This window comes from Cytobacillus eiseniae (assembly GCF_017874625.1).
Classification (GTDB): Bacteria; Bacillota; Bacilli; order Bacillales; family Cytobacillaceae; genus Cytobacillus; species Cytobacillus eiseniae.
The window spans coordinates 62,484-78,440 of sequence record NZ_JAGIKZ010000002.1; the positions used below are offsets into that span (position 1 = coordinate 62,484).

General features: G+C 36.2%; 17 protein-coding genes. 8 read left to right on the plus strand and 9 right to left on the minus strand.

The features are described from left to right. Window positions 1-175 precede the first annotated feature (175 nt). From J2Z40_RS02480 to J2Z40_RS02490, 3 genes are all read right to left on the minus strand, one after another. Window positions 176-655, minus strand: a complete 480-nt coding sequence (locus tag J2Z40_RS02480; protein ID WP_066393182.1) for a hypothetical protein — start codon at window positions 653-655, stop codon at window positions 176-178. A gap of 135 nt (window positions 656-790) precedes the next feature. After that, on the minus strand, window positions 791-2,458 hold the full coding sequence (rnjA, locus tag J2Z40_RS02485; protein WP_066393185.1) for a ribonuclease J1: 1,668 nt from the start codon (window positions 2,456-2,458) through the stop codon (window positions 791-793). Between the two features lie 2 nt (window positions 2,459-2,460). After that, the gene (locus J2Z40_RS02490) at window positions 2,461-2,673 is read right to left on the minus strand and encodes a DNA-dependent RNA polymerase subunit epsilon (protein ID WP_066393188.1); all 213 of its coding nucleotides are present in this window, start codon (window positions 2,671-2,673) and stop codon (window positions 2,461-2,463) included. 512 nt (window positions 2,674-3,185) lie between these two features. Here J2Z40_RS02490 and J2Z40_RS02495 point away from each other — a divergent pair. Next, window positions 3,186-3,956 carry a Cof-type HAD-IIB family hydrolase gene (locus tag J2Z40_RS02495; protein WP_066393193.1) on the plus strand — a complete coding sequence of 257 codons (771 nt, stop codon included), beginning with the start codon at window positions 3,186-3,188 and terminating at the stop codon, window positions 3,954-3,956. A gap of 261 nt (window positions 3,957-4,217) precedes the next feature. Here J2Z40_RS02495 and def read toward each other — a convergent pair whose 3' ends face one another. After that, window positions 4,218-4,772, minus strand: a complete 555-nt coding sequence (gene def, locus J2Z40_RS02500) for a peptide deformylase (RefSeq protein WP_066393195.1) — start codon at window positions 4,770-4,772, stop codon at window positions 4,218-4,220. 168 nt (window positions 4,773-4,940) lie between these two features. Continuing rightward, a complete protein-coding gene (locus tag J2Z40_RS02505; RefSeq protein ID WP_083953871.1) occupies window positions 4,941-5,072 on the minus strand; it encodes a YjcZ family sporulation protein in 132 nt (43 codons plus the stop codon). Between the two features lie 263 nt (window positions 5,073-5,335). Between J2Z40_RS02505 and J2Z40_RS02510 the strand changes: the two genes are divergently transcribed. The 5 genes from J2Z40_RS02510 to lpdA all read left to right on the plus strand — a co-directional run bounded on the left by J2Z40_RS02510 (window position 5,336) and on the right by lpdA (window position 11,424). Continuing rightward, the gene (locus J2Z40_RS02510) at window positions 5,336-6,001 is read left to right on the plus strand and encodes a YkyA family protein (protein ID WP_066393199.1); all 666 of its coding nucleotides are present in this window, start codon (window positions 5,336-5,338) and stop codon (window positions 5,999-6,001) included. Window positions 6,002-6,483: 482 nt separating this feature from the next. After that, entirely contained in the window at window positions 6,484-7,599 is a 1,116-nt protein-coding gene (gene pdhA / locus J2Z40_RS02515) for a pyruvate dehydrogenase (acetyl-transferring) E1 component subunit alpha (RefSeq protein ID WP_066393202.1), read from the plus strand. A 3-nt stretch (window positions 7,600-7,602) separates the two neighbouring features. After that, the gene (locus J2Z40_RS02520; RefSeq protein ID WP_209795144.1) at window positions 7,603-8,580 is read left to right on the plus strand and encodes an alpha-ketoacid dehydrogenase subunit beta; all 978 of its coding nucleotides are present in this window, start codon (window positions 7,603-7,605) and stop codon (window positions 8,578-8,580) included. A 105-nt stretch (window positions 8,581-8,685) separates the two neighbouring features. Further along, a complete protein-coding gene (locus tag J2Z40_RS02525) occupies window positions 8,686-10,011 on the plus strand; it encodes a 2-oxo acid dehydrogenase subunit E2 (protein ID WP_066393206.1) in 1,326 nt (441 codons plus the stop codon). Window positions 10,012-10,014: 3 nt separating this feature from the next. Beyond that, the gene (gene lpdA, locus J2Z40_RS02530) at window positions 10,015-11,424 is read left to right on the plus strand and encodes a dihydrolipoyl dehydrogenase (RefSeq protein WP_066393208.1); all 1,410 of its coding nucleotides are present in this window, start codon (window positions 10,015-10,017) and stop codon (window positions 11,422-11,424) included. Between the two features lie 343 nt (window positions 11,425-11,767). On the opposite strand, the gene J2Z40_RS02535 is transcribed toward lpdA, so the two are convergent. The 3 genes from J2Z40_RS02535 to J2Z40_RS02545 all read right to left on the minus strand — a co-directional run bounded on the left by J2Z40_RS02535 (window position 11,768) and on the right by J2Z40_RS02545 (window position 13,464). After that, on the minus strand, window positions 11,768-12,145 hold the full coding sequence (locus J2Z40_RS02535; protein ID WP_066393209.1) for a hypothetical protein: 378 nt from the start codon (window positions 12,143-12,145) through the stop codon (window positions 11,768-11,770). Window positions 12,146-12,592: 447 nt separating this feature from the next. Next, on the minus strand, window positions 12,593-12,937 hold the full coding sequence (locus J2Z40_RS02540; RefSeq protein ID WP_066393210.1) for a hypothetical protein: 345 nt from the start codon (window positions 12,935-12,937) through the stop codon (window positions 12,593-12,595). 92 nt (window positions 12,938-13,029) lie between these two features. Further along, window positions 13,030-13,464: a DUF1885 family protein gene (locus tag J2Z40_RS02545; protein WP_180316797.1), complete on the minus strand. Its 435-nt coding sequence runs from the start codon at window positions 13,462-13,464 to the stop codon at window positions 13,030-13,032. 158 nt (window positions 13,465-13,622) lie between these two features. Here J2Z40_RS02545 and J2Z40_RS02550 point away from each other — a divergent pair, with 158 nt between their 5' ends. Next, on the plus strand, window positions 13,623-13,922 hold the full coding sequence (locus J2Z40_RS02550) for a DUF3055 domain-containing protein (RefSeq protein ID WP_066393220.1): 300 nt from the start codon (window positions 13,623-13,625) through the stop codon (window positions 13,920-13,922). Window positions 13,923-14,230: 308 nt separating this feature from the next. After that, a complete protein-coding gene (locus tag J2Z40_RS02555) occupies window positions 14,231-14,353 on the plus strand; it encodes a GapA-binding peptide SR1P (RefSeq protein WP_083953873.1) in 123 nt (40 codons plus the stop codon). Between the two features lie 85 nt (window positions 14,354-14,438). Here the strand turns inward: J2Z40_RS02555 and J2Z40_RS02560 are convergent, their stop codons facing one another. Further along, entirely contained in the window at window positions 14,439-15,908 is a 1,470-nt protein-coding gene (locus tag J2Z40_RS02560; RefSeq protein ID WP_066393222.1) for an aminotransferase class I/II-fold pyridoxal phosphate-dependent enzyme, read from the minus strand. Between the last annotated feature and the right edge of the window lie 49 nt (window positions 15,909-15,957).

Below are 15,957 nucleotides of genomic sequence, written 5' to 3' on the forward strand. Positions count from 1 at the left end.
TCCTCGAAGATGCTTTCGTATTTCCTTCGTGTGGTGTCTTTTCAAAAAACTGATTCAATGTCCCGTAAGAGATACGTAAGACAGCTGAGGCTTATGCAGGAGTGTCCACAAAAAAGGGAGCATCCCATTAACGAATTCACCCTTTATCAATTAGATTCTAAATAGAAAACAGTCTTTAAAAAACTTCATTTCCTATCTTAGTTGTCCTTTCTTCCCAATCGCGAGTGATGGTTAATTCTTTGATCGTTAATTGCCCTTTTTTCTCAATCGTTTCACTGGAATTCTCATCATAAAACTTCAATTTTAAAATATAATTATAATCGATGGATCCGTCTTCCTTTTTCTTTTCTTCTTCAAGCACAATATCTTCTAATTCGATGCTTTTATTTGTTTTTTTTGCAATTAAAGGCCCTGTTGCAAAAACTCTGTTTGCCATTTGTTTTTCAAATTCTTTTTCCGAAAAGTAATTCTTCACTTTTTCGCCTATTTCAATTTCTGTTGGCGGATTTGAAGGGTCTTTGATGTTATATTGTACTGTTTTGTAATCTTTTACTAGTTTCAATATATCATCCTCGCTTACAGATTCTTTGCTGCTGCACCCAATTAAACCTAATAATAAAGTAAATAATATAAATAATAAAAAAGGCTTTTTCATACTTTCTCCCCTCGTTTCAATATTTTTCTTCCTAATTAAAAGTACGTTTAAAGGAATAATTAGTTTCCTTTTTATGCAATAAAAATAAGGCAAAGTAAAAACAGACTAAATCATAAGATTTAGTCTGTTCACAAATCATACTTCCATAATAATAGGTAAAATCATTGGACGGCGTTTTGTTTTTTCGTATAAGAAAGGTGCAAGAGTATCAGTAATTTCATTTTTAATTTCTGACCATTGCGTCGTTTTACGTTCCATTACCTTGTTTAAATGCTTCGTAATAAGCGATTGTGCATCATTAATTAAATCACCAGATTCTCTCATATAGACAAACCCGCGAGAAATTAAATCTGGGCCAGCTGCAATTTTGAAGTCCTTCATATTAATGCTTACAACGACGACAACTAATCCTTCTTCTGAAAGAATACGGCGATCTCTTAATACTATATTTCCGATATCACCGATGCCGCTTCCATCAATATATACAGAACCAGATGGGATCTTCCCAGCAATCTGTGCTGCATTATCGCTTAAAGCAAGAACTTCCCCATTATCCATAATGAAGCAGTTTTCTTCTTCAACCCCACAATCAACAGCTAATTTTGCATGCATTTTTTGCATTCTATATTCACCATGGATCGGCATAAAGAATTTTGGTTTGATTAGTCGAAGCATTAGCTTCTGTTCTTCTTGACCACCATGACCTGATGTGTGAATATCACTTAATTTACCGTAGATTACTTCTGCACCTGCACGAGAAAGTCTATCAATTGTTCTGCTTACACTAATTGTGTTTCCTGGAATTGGTGAAGATGAAAAGACAACAGTATCTCCAGGAATAATTTGAATCTGACGATGTGTGCCATTGGCAATCCTAGAAAGAGCTGCCATTGATTCACCTTGACTACCCGTACATAAAATCGTTACTTGATTAGCTGGTAGGCGATTGATTTGTTGTGCATCAATGAAAGTATCTTTAGGTGCACTAATATAGCCAAGCTCTTGTCCGATGTTGATTGCGGCTTCCATACTGCGTCCGAAAACAGCAATTTTTCTTCCGTTTTGTACGGCTGCTTCTGTTACTTGCTGAAGTCTATGGATATTTGATGCAAAAGTAGCAAATATCACACGTCCTTCTACTTTGCGGAAAATATCATGGATGCTTTCTCCCACTCTTCTTTCAGACATTGTGAATTCGGGAATCTCACTGTTCGTACTATCTGATAGTAAACAAAGGACGCCTTCTTTTCCGATCTCAGCCATTTTTGTTAAGTTTGCTGGTTCACCAACTGGAGTGAAATCAAACTTAAAATCTCCTGTATGAACGACTTGTCCAGGAGGTGTCTTAACAACAATCCCATAAGAGTCAGGGATACTATGTGTCGTACGGAAAAAGGATACAGATGTCTTTCGGAATTTAATTACATCATCCTCTTTAATTTCGTGCATTGTCGTTCTTCTAAGTAAACCATGCTCTTCTAATTTGTTTTTAAGTAAGCCTAATGCCAGTTTTCCGCCGTAGACAGGAATATTTACTTCTCTTAGTAAATAGGGTATGCCGCCGATATGGTCCTCATGTCCATGGGTAATGAAAAGACCTTTAATTTTATCTTCATTTTTTACTAAATACGTGTAATCAGGAATGACATAATCAATCCCAAGAAGTTCATCCTCAGGAAATTTGATGCCCGCATCAATTAAGATAATTTCATCCTGGAATTGAACGGCATACGTGTTTTTTCCGATTTCGCCAAGTCCGCCTAAAGCGAAAACCGCTGTTTGATCATTTTTAACAAATTTCATATTTATTCGATCTCCAATACTTTAAAATCTTCATTCTGTTTTTCGTATTCTAGAAACGCACCTTCAAGACCAGTTATAAACTCAATATTATAAGGTTTATTTTTTAATTTAATCCTTACATCTCTTTCAGATTTCCCTTCAAGATAAATCGTTTTTGTTTTTTCACGAACGGGTACTTGCGTTTTTGAATCCTGAAAATAAACTTTGAAAATCATCTACTATCTCTCCTTATTCCGATATAACTTTTTCTATTATATAAAAAATTAACATGTTTTACATGTTTTTTCTTATTTAAGTTTAAATAACCAATTATTTTTTATTTTATGGATACCTTTGATGGGTAATAACTAGCTTTTGCTTTCAGATAACGAAGGAGCCCTTCACAAATTTGAAGGGCTCAAAAATGATTAGGCAATTGTTTTTTTTCGAAGTAAATCTCTCCATTGTTTTAAAAGCTTTTTTCTTAGCTTTTTTAACATGAGGATCATCTCCTTACTTACTATTTTATACCATCCTTGTCCAATGTAAAGCGAATATGGTATTAATAATGAAAATATACTGCCTTCATACCCTTTATTTATTAATATTATTATATGAGGATATTGGTATATCTCTCATGGGTAATTATGTTAAATTGACATTTTTTCATTCAACCATTAGTGTGATAGTGTCATAAGAATATAAACAGCACTGGATAGTCTGTAATAAAAAAGGAAGGTTATAAAATATGAGCAAGATTGTTTTTTTTGATATAGATGGGACATTATTGGATCGGAATAAGCAATTGCCGGCTTTAACAAAGAAGGCAATTGAACAATTAAAGCAAAATGGTGTGTTTGTTGCGATTGCAACAGGAAGAGCCCCATTTATGTATGAAAGTTTACGTGGAGAATTAGATATTGACTCCTATATTAGCTTTAATGGTCAATATGTGGTATTTGAAAATGAGGTTATCTATAAAAATCCAATGCAAACAAAAGAAATTGAGAAGCTACTGCATTTCACAAAAGAGAAAGAGCATCCAATGGTTTTTCTAGATGAATTAGCGATGAGTGCAACGGTACCTGATCATGAATTTATACATACAAGTATTAGTAGTTTGAAATTCCCATATCCAATGGTGAATGCTGATTATTACATAGACCGAGATATTTACCAATCCCTTGTTTTTTGTGAGGAAGAGTTTGATGAGCTTTATGAAAGGAATTTTCCTAATTCCCACTTTATACGCTGGCACAAATATTCCACAGATGTACTTCCAGCTGGGGGCTCAAAAGCAGAGGGAATTAAGCGGATGATAAATCGACTTGGCTTCCGTATGGAAGACGTATATGCCTTTGGTGATGGGTTGAATGATATTGAGATGCTTCAAACAGTAGGAACAGGTGTTGCGATGGGGAATTCATCGGAACAAGTAAAAAAAGCTGCGGATCTAACGACAACATCTGTAGATGAAGATGGCATATGGAATGGTTTAAAGAAGTTGGATTTAATCTAAAGAGAAGAGCCTGAACAAAATGTGTTCAGGCTTTTTTTGTTGTATAGGGAAATATAAATTTAAATGTTGTGGACACCTTTGCGACAAGTTCTGCGTCCAGCTCCAGCGCCTACCCCCTCGAGGTCACAAGCCAATCCTCCCAGAAAGGTAAAGGACACCTTTCCGTGAGGCTCGTCTTGTGCTTGTCGGGGGTGATCAAGGCGCTTGCGCATTTGTTCTGTTAAATTCATTTGAAATACACATACACATTTCAAATATATTTTATCGATCAAGTGGAAGTGCATTTTCAATTGGTTTTAATGGATTTTTTGAATCAATATGGTCATAGAACATAACTCCGTTTAGATGATCAATCTCATGTTGGAAGACGATAGCGAGTAAGCCTTTCAATCTTACTTTTACTTCGGTCCCATCAATTGCTATACCTTTAACGGTTATGCGGGCGTGTCTAGGGACAAAACCAGGAATTGCTTCATCAACTGAAAGACAGCCTTCACCTGCAGAAAGGTACGCTCCTTCAACAGAATGACTGATGATTTTAGGGTTGAAGAGTGCATAGCTATGTATCTTTTCATTTTCATCCTTTAGGTAAATAGCGATCATTCTTTTTGCTATATTTATTTGTGGCGCAGCCAGACCAATTCCAGAACGAAGGCCATATTTCTCTGCTATTTCTGGATTTTGACTATTAATTAAAAACTCCAGCATGCTTTTCAGTGTTTGAATCTCTTCCTCTGATGGGGGGAGAGTAACTTCCTTAGCGACTTCCCTGAGTGTTGGGTGCCCATCTCGAATTATATTTTCCATTGTAATCATGATACTCTCTCTCCTTTATATCGATAACTATTCAATTGTATAAGTAATGCGGGTCATATTTCTTAGTCTATCAAATCATCTGAGAAATGTTAATATAAAGAGAAGGCACATATATATGATGCCTTCTATAGAGGGGGGTGTTATGCTTCTATATTGATTTCGATATGTTTATCTCCAGCAAGAGCATCCTACAATAATCAGTAAAATAAACAAGACAACAACTAATGCAAATCCTCTGCCGAATCCACCTGAATTACTTGGATAGCAACAGTTATAACCATATCCGCCATATCCGTACATGATGGATAACCTCCCTAAAAAGTTAGATTATCGTCCATAGCAAGGGTATTTATCTGTCAGTTGGACGATTAGTATAGCCTATGTCATTTGCATTTTTTATGTGTAGGCCCATGCCTAAGACATAAATGAAAAATATTTTGAATAGGATATGAAATGGGACAAGTCTATCGTTTTTTCGTAAGAATTGAGCGAAAACAAGACTATTGCCAAATTTTGAAACAACCTATATAGTAGGGATTGTTACTAGTTAAGGAGGTCAAAACGTGTCAAATTCCCGCAAAAGCTGCCTTTTTTTTCTCATTGTAATTGGAGCTTTATTGTTAGCAGGATGCCTCAATAAACAAACACCTGTTGATAAGATGTATGAAATTCTCGAAAAAGTGGTTTCTTCAGAGGAAGGATTCAAGGAACAACAGGAGCCACTAGTTGAATTGGAGAAACAGGAAAAGAAAATATATGATCAGATTATTTCATTAGGAATGAAGGAATTTGAAAAAATCAATCAGCTTTCTAACGATGCGATCGTAATTGTTGATAAACGCAAGGAACATATGGATAAAGAACAGGAAAGCATTAATGCTTCTCAAAAAGAATTTCAAACGATCTCTCCTCTTATAATGGAAATAGAAGAATCGGCATTGAAAGATAAAGCAAATGAGCTATATGAAATAATGATTGAACGATATGAAATTCATGATCAATTATATCAGCATTATTCTGAAGGCGTAGAATTAGACAAAGAACTATACACAATGTTTCAAAATGAAGAGATTCAAATGGAGCAATTAGATTCACAAATTACGAAAATTAATGCTGTTTATGAAAAAATCCTCGAAGATAATAAAAGATTTAATGAGAAAACAGAAAAGTATAATGAAACGAAATTAGCCTTCTACAAAGAATCAGGATTGAAAATTGAAACAGAATAAGAGTAGTAAATGACCAGTGTCCAAATGGATGCTGGTTTTTATTGTATATGCTGATTTATATGATTTGAAGTGTTTGTTCAGAGTCAGGAATAGCGAACTCATTCTATCGATGTGTTATAACACATTTTGGCAATTGATTAATTTTATATAACACGTTTGCTGAAGTGATAATACAGATATAAGTTATTCGATTATTATAAAAAAGGTGGAAATGGTGAAAAAACGGTATATAAACAGATTTATAACGTACTTTTTAAATAAAAAGAAAAATCTATTAATAAATGTGTATCAATTTAGTTGCAAAAAATACTAATACAGAATATGATGGTAGTGGATAATAACATACAGACGTTTAAATTAAAGGGTATACAAGAAATGCTTTCTTTCTGAGTTTTTTTAAATTGACTTCTTTTTGGGCAATCTAGATTCTGTGTACTAAACTCTATTAACGTCTTTTTTAAAGAAAGGAAAGGGTGACTAAAATGGCTTCTAAAACAAAGAATGCTCGATTCGATGTGAAAGAGCAGTTCGAAAAAGTGGAAGAACAATTTCAAACACTACAAATTATAAATGAAGAGGGTAAGGTTGTTAATGAATCAGCAATGCCTGATTTAAGTGATGAACAGCTTCAAGAATTAATGCGTCGTATGGTCTACACTCGAATTCTAGATCAGCGCTCGATATCATTAAATAGACAAGGTAGACTTGGTTTCTACGCACCTACTGCAGGACAAGAGGCATCTCAATTAGCTTCACAATTTGCTTTAGAAAAAGAAGATTTCATTTTACCAGGATATCGTGATGTTCCACAAATGATTTGGCATGGCCTGCCATTATCACAAGCTTTCTTATGGTCACGCGGACATTATGAAGGTGGAAATATTCCTGAAGGTGTAAACTTGATCGCACCGCAAATTATTATCGGTGCACAATACATTCAGACTGCTGGTGTTGCATTAGGGATGAAGAAACGCGGAAAGCAATCTGTTGCAGTAACTTATACAGGTGATGGAGGAACTTCGCAAGGGGACTTCTATGAAGGAATTAACTTTGCAGGAGCATTCAATGCACCAGCTATTTTCATCGTTCAAAATAACCGTTTTGCTATTTCAACACCTGTCAGCAAGCAAACTGCAGCTAAAACCTTAGCACAAAAAGCAGTTGCAGCTGGGATTCCTGGTATTCAAGTAGATGGGATGGATCCGCTTGCTGTATATGTAGCAGTTCGCGAAGCACGTGAGCGCGCAGTAAATGGTGAAGGACCAACATTAATTGAAACCCTTACTTATCGTTATGGTCCACATACAATGGCTGGGGATGACCCAACACGATATAGAACATCAGATCTTGATAATGAGTGGGAAAAGAAGGATCCACTTGTACGTTTCCGTAAATTCCTAGAGGATAAAGGACTTTGGGATGAAAATAAAGAAAATGAAGTAATTGAAAAAGCAAAAGAAGATATTAAAGTAGCTATTAAACAGGCAGATGATACACCTAAGCAAAAGGTGACAGATTTAATTTCGATTATGCATGAAGAAATGCCTTATAACTTAAAAGAACAATATGAAATATATAAAGAAAAGGAGTCGAAGTAAGCCATGGCACAAATGACAATGATTCAGGCAATTACAGATGCATTACGCACTGAATTGCGCAATGATCCGAATGTATTAGTATTCGGTGAAGATGTGGGCGTAAATGGTGGCGTGTTCCGTGCAACTGAAGGCCTTCAAAATGAATTTGGCGAAGACCGTGTATTTGATACACCACTAGCTGAATCAGGAATCGGCGGTTTAGCAGTTGGTCTTGGTTTACAAGGCTACCGTCCAGTACCTGAAATCCAATTCTTTGGATTTGTTTATGAAGTAATGGATTCCATTTCTGGTCAGCTTGCGCGTATGCGATATCGTTCTGGCGGCCGTTACAATTCACCAGTTACTATTCGTTCACCATTTGGGGGAGGCGTACATACCCCTGAAATGCATGCAGATAGTTTAGAAGGGTTAATGGCCCAGCAGCCCGGCTTAAAGGTTGTTATTCCATCAACACCTTATGATGCAAAAGGATTATTGATTTCTGCAATTCGTGATAATGATCCAGTTATTTATCTTGAGCATATGAAACTATATCGTTCTTTCCGTCAAGAAGTACCTGAAGAGGAATATACAATCCCATTAGGTAAAGCTGATATTAAGCGTGAAGGAAATGATTTATCAATTATCACATACGGTGCAATGGTTCACGAAGCTTTAAAAGCGGCTGAAGAACTTGAAAAAGAAGGATATTCTGCTGAAGTGATTGATTTACGTACAGTTTCACCGATTGATATTGAAACGATTATTGCTTCAGTTGAAAAAACTGGTCGAGCAATCGTTGTTCAAGAAGCGCAAAAGCAAGCTGGGATTGCTGCAAATGTGGTAGCAGAAATTAATGATCGTGCGATTCTTAGCCTAGAAGCACCAGTCCTTCGTGTGGCAGCACCAGATACAGTATTTGCTTTCCCGCAAGCAGAAACAGTATGGCTTCCGAACTACAAGGATATTATTGAAACCGGGAAGAAAGTATTAACTTTCTAAGCTTGTATAAAATATAATTTTAACTTTTATTGAGAGTGAAAAAACGGGACTAGTAGGCCGATGATTTCACTCTCACATCTAGTAAGTGTAGGAGGATGATTCCGAGTGTCATTTCAATTTAAATTACCTGACATTGGTGAAGGGATTCATGAAGGTGAAATCGTCAAATGGTTTGTAAAATCAGGTGATCAAGTACAAGAAGACGATGTATTATGTGAAGTCCAAAATGATAAAGCGGTTGTTGAAATTCCATCTCCTGTTGCCGGAACTGTCGAAGAAATTCTAGTCGGTGAAGGGACGGTCGCAACTGTAGGTCAAGTACTTATTACTTTTGATGCGCCAGGTTACGAAGACCTTAAATTCAAAGGTGATGAATCAGACGAGAAAGAAGATAAAAAGGAAGATTCAAAAGAAGCTGTAGTGGAGTCTGCTCAAAAAGAATCTACTGCTGCACTAGCTGCAACTAATACAGCTCCTACACAGGGAGACGCTGATTCGAATCGTCGCATTATTGCGATGCCATCGGTTAGAAAATATGCACGAGACAATGGTGTGAATGTACAGCAAGTAGCAGGCAGCGGAAAAAATGGCCGTATTTTAAAAGCGGATATTGATTCATTCTTAAATGGCGGCAATCAAGCTGTGGCACAAGAACAGGCTGAACAAAGCACAGAAGCACAAGCAGTACCAGCAGTGCAAGCAGAGAAACAAGCCATTCCACAAGGGCAATATCCAGAAACTCGCGAGAAAATGAGTGGCATCCGTAAGGCGATAGCTAAGGCAATGGTAAATTCAAAGCAAACAGCACCACATGTTACATTAATGGATGAAATTGATGTAACAAAACTTGTTGCACATCGTAAAAAATTCAAAGAAGTTGCTGCAAGCAAGGGAATTAAACTAACGTTTTTACCGTATGTTGTTAAAGCGTTAACAAGTGCACTGCGTGAATTCCCAACTTTAAATACATCAATTGATGATGCTACTAGTGAAATCGTTCATAAGCATTATTATAATATTGGAATTGCAGCAGATACAGATAAAGGGTTATTAGTACCTGTTGTTAAGGACGCTGACCGTAAATCTACGTTTGCTATTTCAAATGAAATTAACGAGCTAGCTACTAAAGCACGTGATGGCAAGCTTGCACCTGACGAAATGAAGGGTGCGTCATGCACGATTACAAATATTGGTTCTGCTGGCGGGCAATGGTTTACACCTGTTATTAACCACCCTGAAGTAGCGATTTTAGGAATTGGTCGAATTGCAGAAAAGCCAATCGTGAAAGATGGAGAAATTATTGCTGCACCAGTCCTTGCTCTGTCATTAAGCTTTGACCATCGAATCATTGATGGTGCAACAGCTCAGAATGCATTGAATCATATTAAACGTTTATTAAACGACCCAGAACTATTACTAATGGAGGCATAAATTATGGTAGTAGGAGACTTTCCAATCGAAACTGATACTCTTGTCATAGGTTCTGGCCCTGGAGGTTATGTTGCAGCGATTCGTGCGGCACAGCTAGGTCAAAAAGTGACAATCGTAGAAAAAGCGAATCTTGGTGGCGTATGCTTAAATGTTGGCTGTATTCCATCAAAGGCATTAATTTCTGCAGGACATCGATATGAAAATGCAAAACATTCAGATGCAATGGGGATTATTGCTGAAAATGTAACAGTTGATTTTACAAAGGTTCAGGAGTTTAAAGCTGGTGTTGTGAAGAAACTTACCGGTGGAGTTGAAGGGCTTTTAAAAGGCAATAAAATTGATATTGTACGCGGAGAAGCATACTTTGTTGATGCGAACACACTTCGGGTAATGGATGAAAACTCAGCACAAACTTATACATTCAAACATGCAATTATTGCAACAGGTTCCCGTCCAATTGAACTGCCAATATTCAAATATTCTAAGCGTGTTCTTGATTCAACTGGTGCGCTCTCTCTTCAAGAAATCCCTAAGAAAATCGTTGTTATCGGCGGTGGGGTCATTGGGATTGAACTTGGTGGTGCCTATGCAAGCTTTGGCTCACAAGTAACGATTCTTGAAGGTGCTGATGATATTCTTGTTGGATTCGAAAAGCAAATGTCAACACTTGTGAAACGATCACTTAAAAATAAAGGCGCGGAAATTGTAACTAAAGCACTGGCTAAAGGTGTGGAAGAAACTGAGAATGGCGTAACGGTGAAATACGAGGTAGCAGGAGAAGAAAAGTCTGTTGATGCTGATTATGTATTCGTTATGGTTGGACGTCGCCCAAATACTGATGAAATCGGATTGGAACAGGTTGGCATTAAGATGACAGATCGTGGCCTCATTGAAATTGATAAACAATGCCGCACGAGTGTAAACAATATTTTCGCAATTGGAGATATTGTTAAAGGACCACAATTAGCTCATAAAGCTTCTTATGAAGGAAAAATTGCTGCAGAGGTCATTTCTGGACATAATTCGGAGATTGATTATTTAGGTATTCCAGCGGTTGTTTTCTCAGATCCAGAACTTGCAACTGTCGGCTACACGGAGAGCCAAGCAAAAGAAGAGGGAATTGAAGTGAAAGCAGCGAAATTCCCATTTGCGGCTAACGGTCGTGCACTAGCGCTGGACGCAACTGATGGATTTGTGAAGCTAATAACAAGAAAAGATGATGGTCTTGTTATTGGAGCCCAAATTGCTGGTGCAAGTGCTTCAGATATCGTTTCTGAATTAGGATTAGCGATTGAAGCAGGAATGACTGCTGAAGATTTAGCTATGACAATTCATGCACATCCAACATTAAGTGAAATTACGATGGAAGCAGCAGAAGTTGCTCTTGGAACACCGATTCATATCGTAAAATAAATAGGCTCTTTTCTAAAAGATTGCTGCTTTTGAATTAAGTGTTTGACCAACTAGGTCGGTTGATTGGAGCGGAAGGTGCGAGACTCCTCGAAAATGCTGTCGCATTTCCTTCGTGCGGTGTGAATTCTAAGAAGTCTACTCAATTCCTGCGGGATGCGTGGGACAGCTGTGACTTATGCAGGAGCGATTGCACCGAGGAGTCTCAGCGCCCACCCCTCGGAAAGGGAGTAACCTGGAGAGGAAATCAACCTTTACCCAACTTTATCTTTATAAGCAATAATATTTGTGAAAACAGCAAAATAAATAAAAAGCTCCAACGCCTTTTACAAGGCGTTGGAGCTTTTTATTTATTTTTGAGCACTTTTGCTATCGGATTGACAATTTGATTTACAGTTGCGTCACCATCAACTTTTACTATCACTTCTTCATTATATATGAGCAGAATGGCTGGGCAGCTTTGAATGTCAAATACATTAAAATATTTTTTAGCATTTGGTGCAGTTATGATGACCATGTTTTTTATCTCGTTCGGAAATTCCTTTTTTAGTTCAATAATTGCATCATAATAAGAAGCTTCCTGTTTATAAGCCTTTTCATCTGTGAAAAATATAAGTTGTTTTATATTATGTTTGATCATCCAATCGATATTTGGTTCTAATTGATTACAGGAAGAGGTGACAAAAAAGAGAAAAGCGATAATTGTTAGTAATAACCCTTTCATTTTCCATTCCTCACCTTATTAAATAATAGGAGTATTTTATCATAGGAAAATTCAGATTAGGTACTTGTCACTTAAATGTTACAGAAATGAAAAATAAGATGCTGCCTTTCTACATATATTATTAATACAAGAATATACTTCGTGCAATGATTGTCTGGATGCAACAGAATTATTTTGGCGGTGAGAATAATGAAGGTATATACAACGCTGTTAATGCAGCTTATTATCTGGAGTGGCTATACATTTATAGAATGGTTATCAAAATATGATCAGTTGCATTATAAGATTCTAATGTTTTTTGTCTTTTTTTACATTGCCATCATCTTAGGAAATAGTATTATGAAATCAGTGAAGAAGACTTTTTTTATAACTTCTGTCAGTCTTACCTTATATTGTTCCTTTCATTTGACAATGAGCGTTTTAAGCTGATAAAAAGAGAAAAAGAGCCTATTCTTCCGGCTCTCTCACTGGTTTTCTTGTGAAAAATCTTGCAATGATTGTATATAAAGCGAAGAAAAATAAGAAAAGGCAAATATATGAAAAGATAAATGGTGTAATCTTATATTTTGTCTCTTTCTCAAAAGGAGATTCAAAATGGACTTCTAATGGGTATTGATTCTCCTCATCAGGAAGTGTAAATGTTTGTTCAGCAAAAGGAAATGGACCACCAAATGCCAACTTTTGATTGAGAGAATCAGGTAGAGCTTCAATATAGGATACGAAATAGAATGGAGACAGGATTGTAATAATAAGACTTATAATCCCGATAATAATTATTTGTTTTTTTAACATATGTATCACCTCATTGTTGAATTGCAAAATCGGAAAAATAGAAGAACAGCAAGGGAGCCGTCCTTCTATTTTAACAACTAGTATATCATAAATTATTTTCTTGGATAAAAATACATGATTCGACCATTAAATAAATGTAATTCACCTTTTAATTTCTTAGCTAAAAACCGGCAAAATTCATTTGCCTTTCCTTTATCCCCATAAGTTGAAGTTTCAGGCAAGGTTATTTGTATGTATGTTTGCTCGTGTTCTGACCCATCTTCATTGTGGACCGTTTCTTTATCAACACCTAATAATATGATGTTGTAACGATCATTTGCTGATTTCAGATAGAACCATTCCCCTTTTCCATCTTCCATTTCTTTTAACTCATAAGGAAATGCTGCTTCATTATACTTCCAGTCGACCTGTTTTCCAGTTTTTGCAGTGATTTCTTTAAAATATTGAAATAAATCCTTAACTTCCGCCGTTGATATATCACCTTTAGCTGATGAAGGCACGAGCTTAATATATGCGTTACTTGCCACCATCCATCCCCCCATATCATGTATACTTTCCTATTCATTCTAGCATTTAATAAAAACTTCTGACAACTTAATCAGTAGAATTATAAAAAATAGTTGAAATAAACCAAAAAACAAATTATAATAATATTCTAAATATTAAAATATAAAGGAGGGTAAAGATGAATTTATTTGATAAGCTTTATGATGAACATGAAAATGCGAAAGTTCGCTTTATCGGTTTTACAACTGATCAAACAAGATACGATTTCGGTATTGTATTTACAAATCTCTTCTTTGGAAAGCCTCTTGTCGTTTGTATGCAGACTGGCCGCTCCACTCTCCTCGACCCTAAAGACCTCGATGACACAGAATTTTTACAAAAGGTATTTAAGATGAGTACAATTCAGCAGGCACTTGATTTAAGCCAATTTTTTAAAATTGTTATCCCGACACCTGTATTTGAGACGCAGTATGAATAATATAAATAGGCAGATGGATTGCCTGTTTTTTTTATGGTTAGTTTAGAACAGCGATAGTAAAAAAGGGATGAACGAGTAAAATTTTTGCTCGTTCACTTTTTTCTTACATAGAATACGATTCCTATGTTATTTTAATGTGTCATACTAATTGAGTATATTAATCGTATTACAATAAAGGTATATGCGTATTTTTTCAATAGGTGTTATACAATTTAGGCTTGAAAAAATAATAATGTTATATTATTATGTAATTAGGTGATAAAAGCGCTTTCATTAGATGCGAAAACACATTGAAAGGGAGAATGAAAATGGGCACACTTGTATGCCAAACTTGTAATTCGACAATTGATCACTTCGAGGATGAGAAGGTAACAGTTTTATATTCGAAATGTAATTGCTGTGATGAAGAGAAAAAGAGAGAAAACAAATAATATTTATACAAAGCTGAATGAAGCTGTTAATTAATATAAAGAGCCTCCTGAAAATTGGAGGCTCTTTCTTTATTTTTTTGGATTCTTACCTTATTGCACGGTGTTCTTTGATTACACGTAAGTATTTAAAATCATAATCTTCAGGTCCTTGTACTGGAAGACCTGCTTCCATATTTGTTTTAATATAAGTTAAGTTTTCTGAGGTGATTATTTCACCTGGAATAAAGATTGGTATTCCAGGAGGGTACACCATAATAAATTCAGCGATAATTCGACCAACAGATTGGTCAAAAGGGATCAACTCAGTGTCAGCATAAAATGCATCTCGAGGAGAAAGAGCTAATACTGGAATATCAGGTAATAAGACATTGGCTTTAAGCTCCTGAGGTGAGTGGTGTCTTTCTTTTGATAGTTCCTTTAAAGCTTGAATCAAAATATCCGCTTCTTTTTCAGTATCTCCAGGTGTAATAATACAAAGAATATTATATAAATCAGACATTTCCACTTCAATCTGATAATGTTCACGGAGCCACACTTCCACCTCAAATCCACTTAGGCCTAATTCCTTAACAGAGATGATTAGTTTTGTTGGGTCATAGCCAAAAGCTGCGTTTGTTTCTAATATTTCTTCTCCTACACAATAAAGATGCTCAATTTCATTAATCCTGCTTCGAATAGATTGAGCTAATGAGATTGTTTGATCAAGTAATTGCTTCCCGTTAATCGCTAATTGTTTCCTTGCAACATCTAATGACGCAAGTAGCAAGTAGGAGGTAGAAGTGGTTGTCAGCATACTGAGTATGGATTGAACTCGTTTTGCTGAGACGAGATTGCCTTTCATATTAAGAATCGAGCTTTGTGTCATCGATCCACCTAGCTTATGGACACTAGTTGCAGCTAAATCTGCACCAGCCTGCATCGCGGATAATGGCAATTCATCATGGAAATGAATATGAACACCGTGTGCTTCATCTACAAGAACAGGTACATTATAGCTGTGCGCAATTTCTACAATTCTTTTTAGGTCCGCTGAAACGCCGAAATACGTTGGATTAATCACTAGTACACCCTTTGCATCAGGATGCTGCTCAAGTGCTCTAGAAACTGAATCTGTCGTTATGCCATGAGATATCCCTAAGTCCTTATCAATTTCTGGATGAATAAAAATAGGGGTTGCTCCAGAAAAGACAATTGCCGACATAACCGATTTATGAACATTTCGAGGAACAATTATTTTTTCTCCTGGTCCACAGACAGCCATAACCATTGTCATGATTGCCCCGCTCGTTCCTTGTACTGAAAAGAAGGTATGGTCTGCACCAAAAGCTTCAGCAGCTAGATCTTGAGCAGCCTTAATAATTCCTTTTGGCTGATGGAGATCATCTAGTGGGCCAATGTTAATTAAGTCTATCGCAAGAGCATTGTCACCAATATATTCTCTAAATTCGGGATCAATTCCAGTTCCTTTTTTATGACCGGGTATATGGAATTGAACTGGATTTTTTTTTGCGTGAGTTAGTAAACCGCTAAATAACGGTGTTTCGAATTGTGACAATTTAATGTAACACCTCTTTAACTAAAAGTAATAAAACATATGAATTATA

Bases quoted from the DNA above. Each gene is read 5' to 3' on its own strand.
- J2Z40_RS02480 (WP_066393182.1), bottom strand. From the start codon at position 655: ATGAAAAAGCCTTTTTTATTATTTATATTATTTACTTTATTATTAGGT.
- rnjA (WP_066393185.1), bottom strand. From the start codon at position 2,458: ATGAAATTTGTTAAAAATGATCAAACAGCGGTTTTCGCTTTAGGCGGA.
- J2Z40_RS02490 (WP_066393188.1), bottom strand. From the start codon at position 2,673: ATGATTTTCAAAGTTTATTTTCAGGATTCAAAAACGCAAGTACCCGTT.
- J2Z40_RS02495 (WP_066393193.1), top strand. From the start codon at position 3,186: ATGAGCAAGATTGTTTTTTTTGATATAGATGGGACATTATTGGATCGG.
- def (WP_066393195.1), bottom strand. From the start codon at position 4,772: ATGATTACAATGGAAAATATAATTCGAGATGGGCACCCAACACTCAGG.
- J2Z40_RS02505 (WP_083953871.1), bottom strand. From the start codon at position 5,072: ATGTACGGATATGGCGGATATGGTTATAACTGTTGCTATCCAAGTAAT.
- pdhA (WP_066393202.1), top strand. From the start codon at position 6,484: ATGGCTTCTAAAACAAAGAATGCTCGATTCGATGTGAAAGAGCAGTTC.
- J2Z40_RS02520 (WP_209795144.1), top strand. From the start codon at position 7,603: ATGGCACAAATGACAATGATTCAGGCAATTACAGATGCATTACGCACT.
- lpdA (WP_066393208.1), top strand. From the start codon at position 10,015: ATGGTAGTAGGAGACTTTCCAATCGAAACTGATACTCTTGTCATAGGT.
- J2Z40_RS02535 (WP_066393209.1), bottom strand. From the start codon at position 12,145: ATGAAAGGGTTATTACTAACAATTATCGCTTTTCTCTTTTTTGTCACC.
- J2Z40_RS02540 (WP_066393210.1), bottom strand. From the start codon at position 12,937: ATGTTAAAAAAACAAATAATTATTATCGGGATTATAAGTCTTATTATT.
- J2Z40_RS02550 (WP_066393220.1), top strand. From the start codon at position 13,623: ATGAATTTATTTGATAAGCTTTATGATGAACATGAAAATGCGAAAGTT.
- J2Z40_RS02555 (WP_083953873.1), top strand. From the start codon at position 14,231: ATGGGCACACTTGTATGCCAAACTTGTAATTCGACAATTGATCACTTC.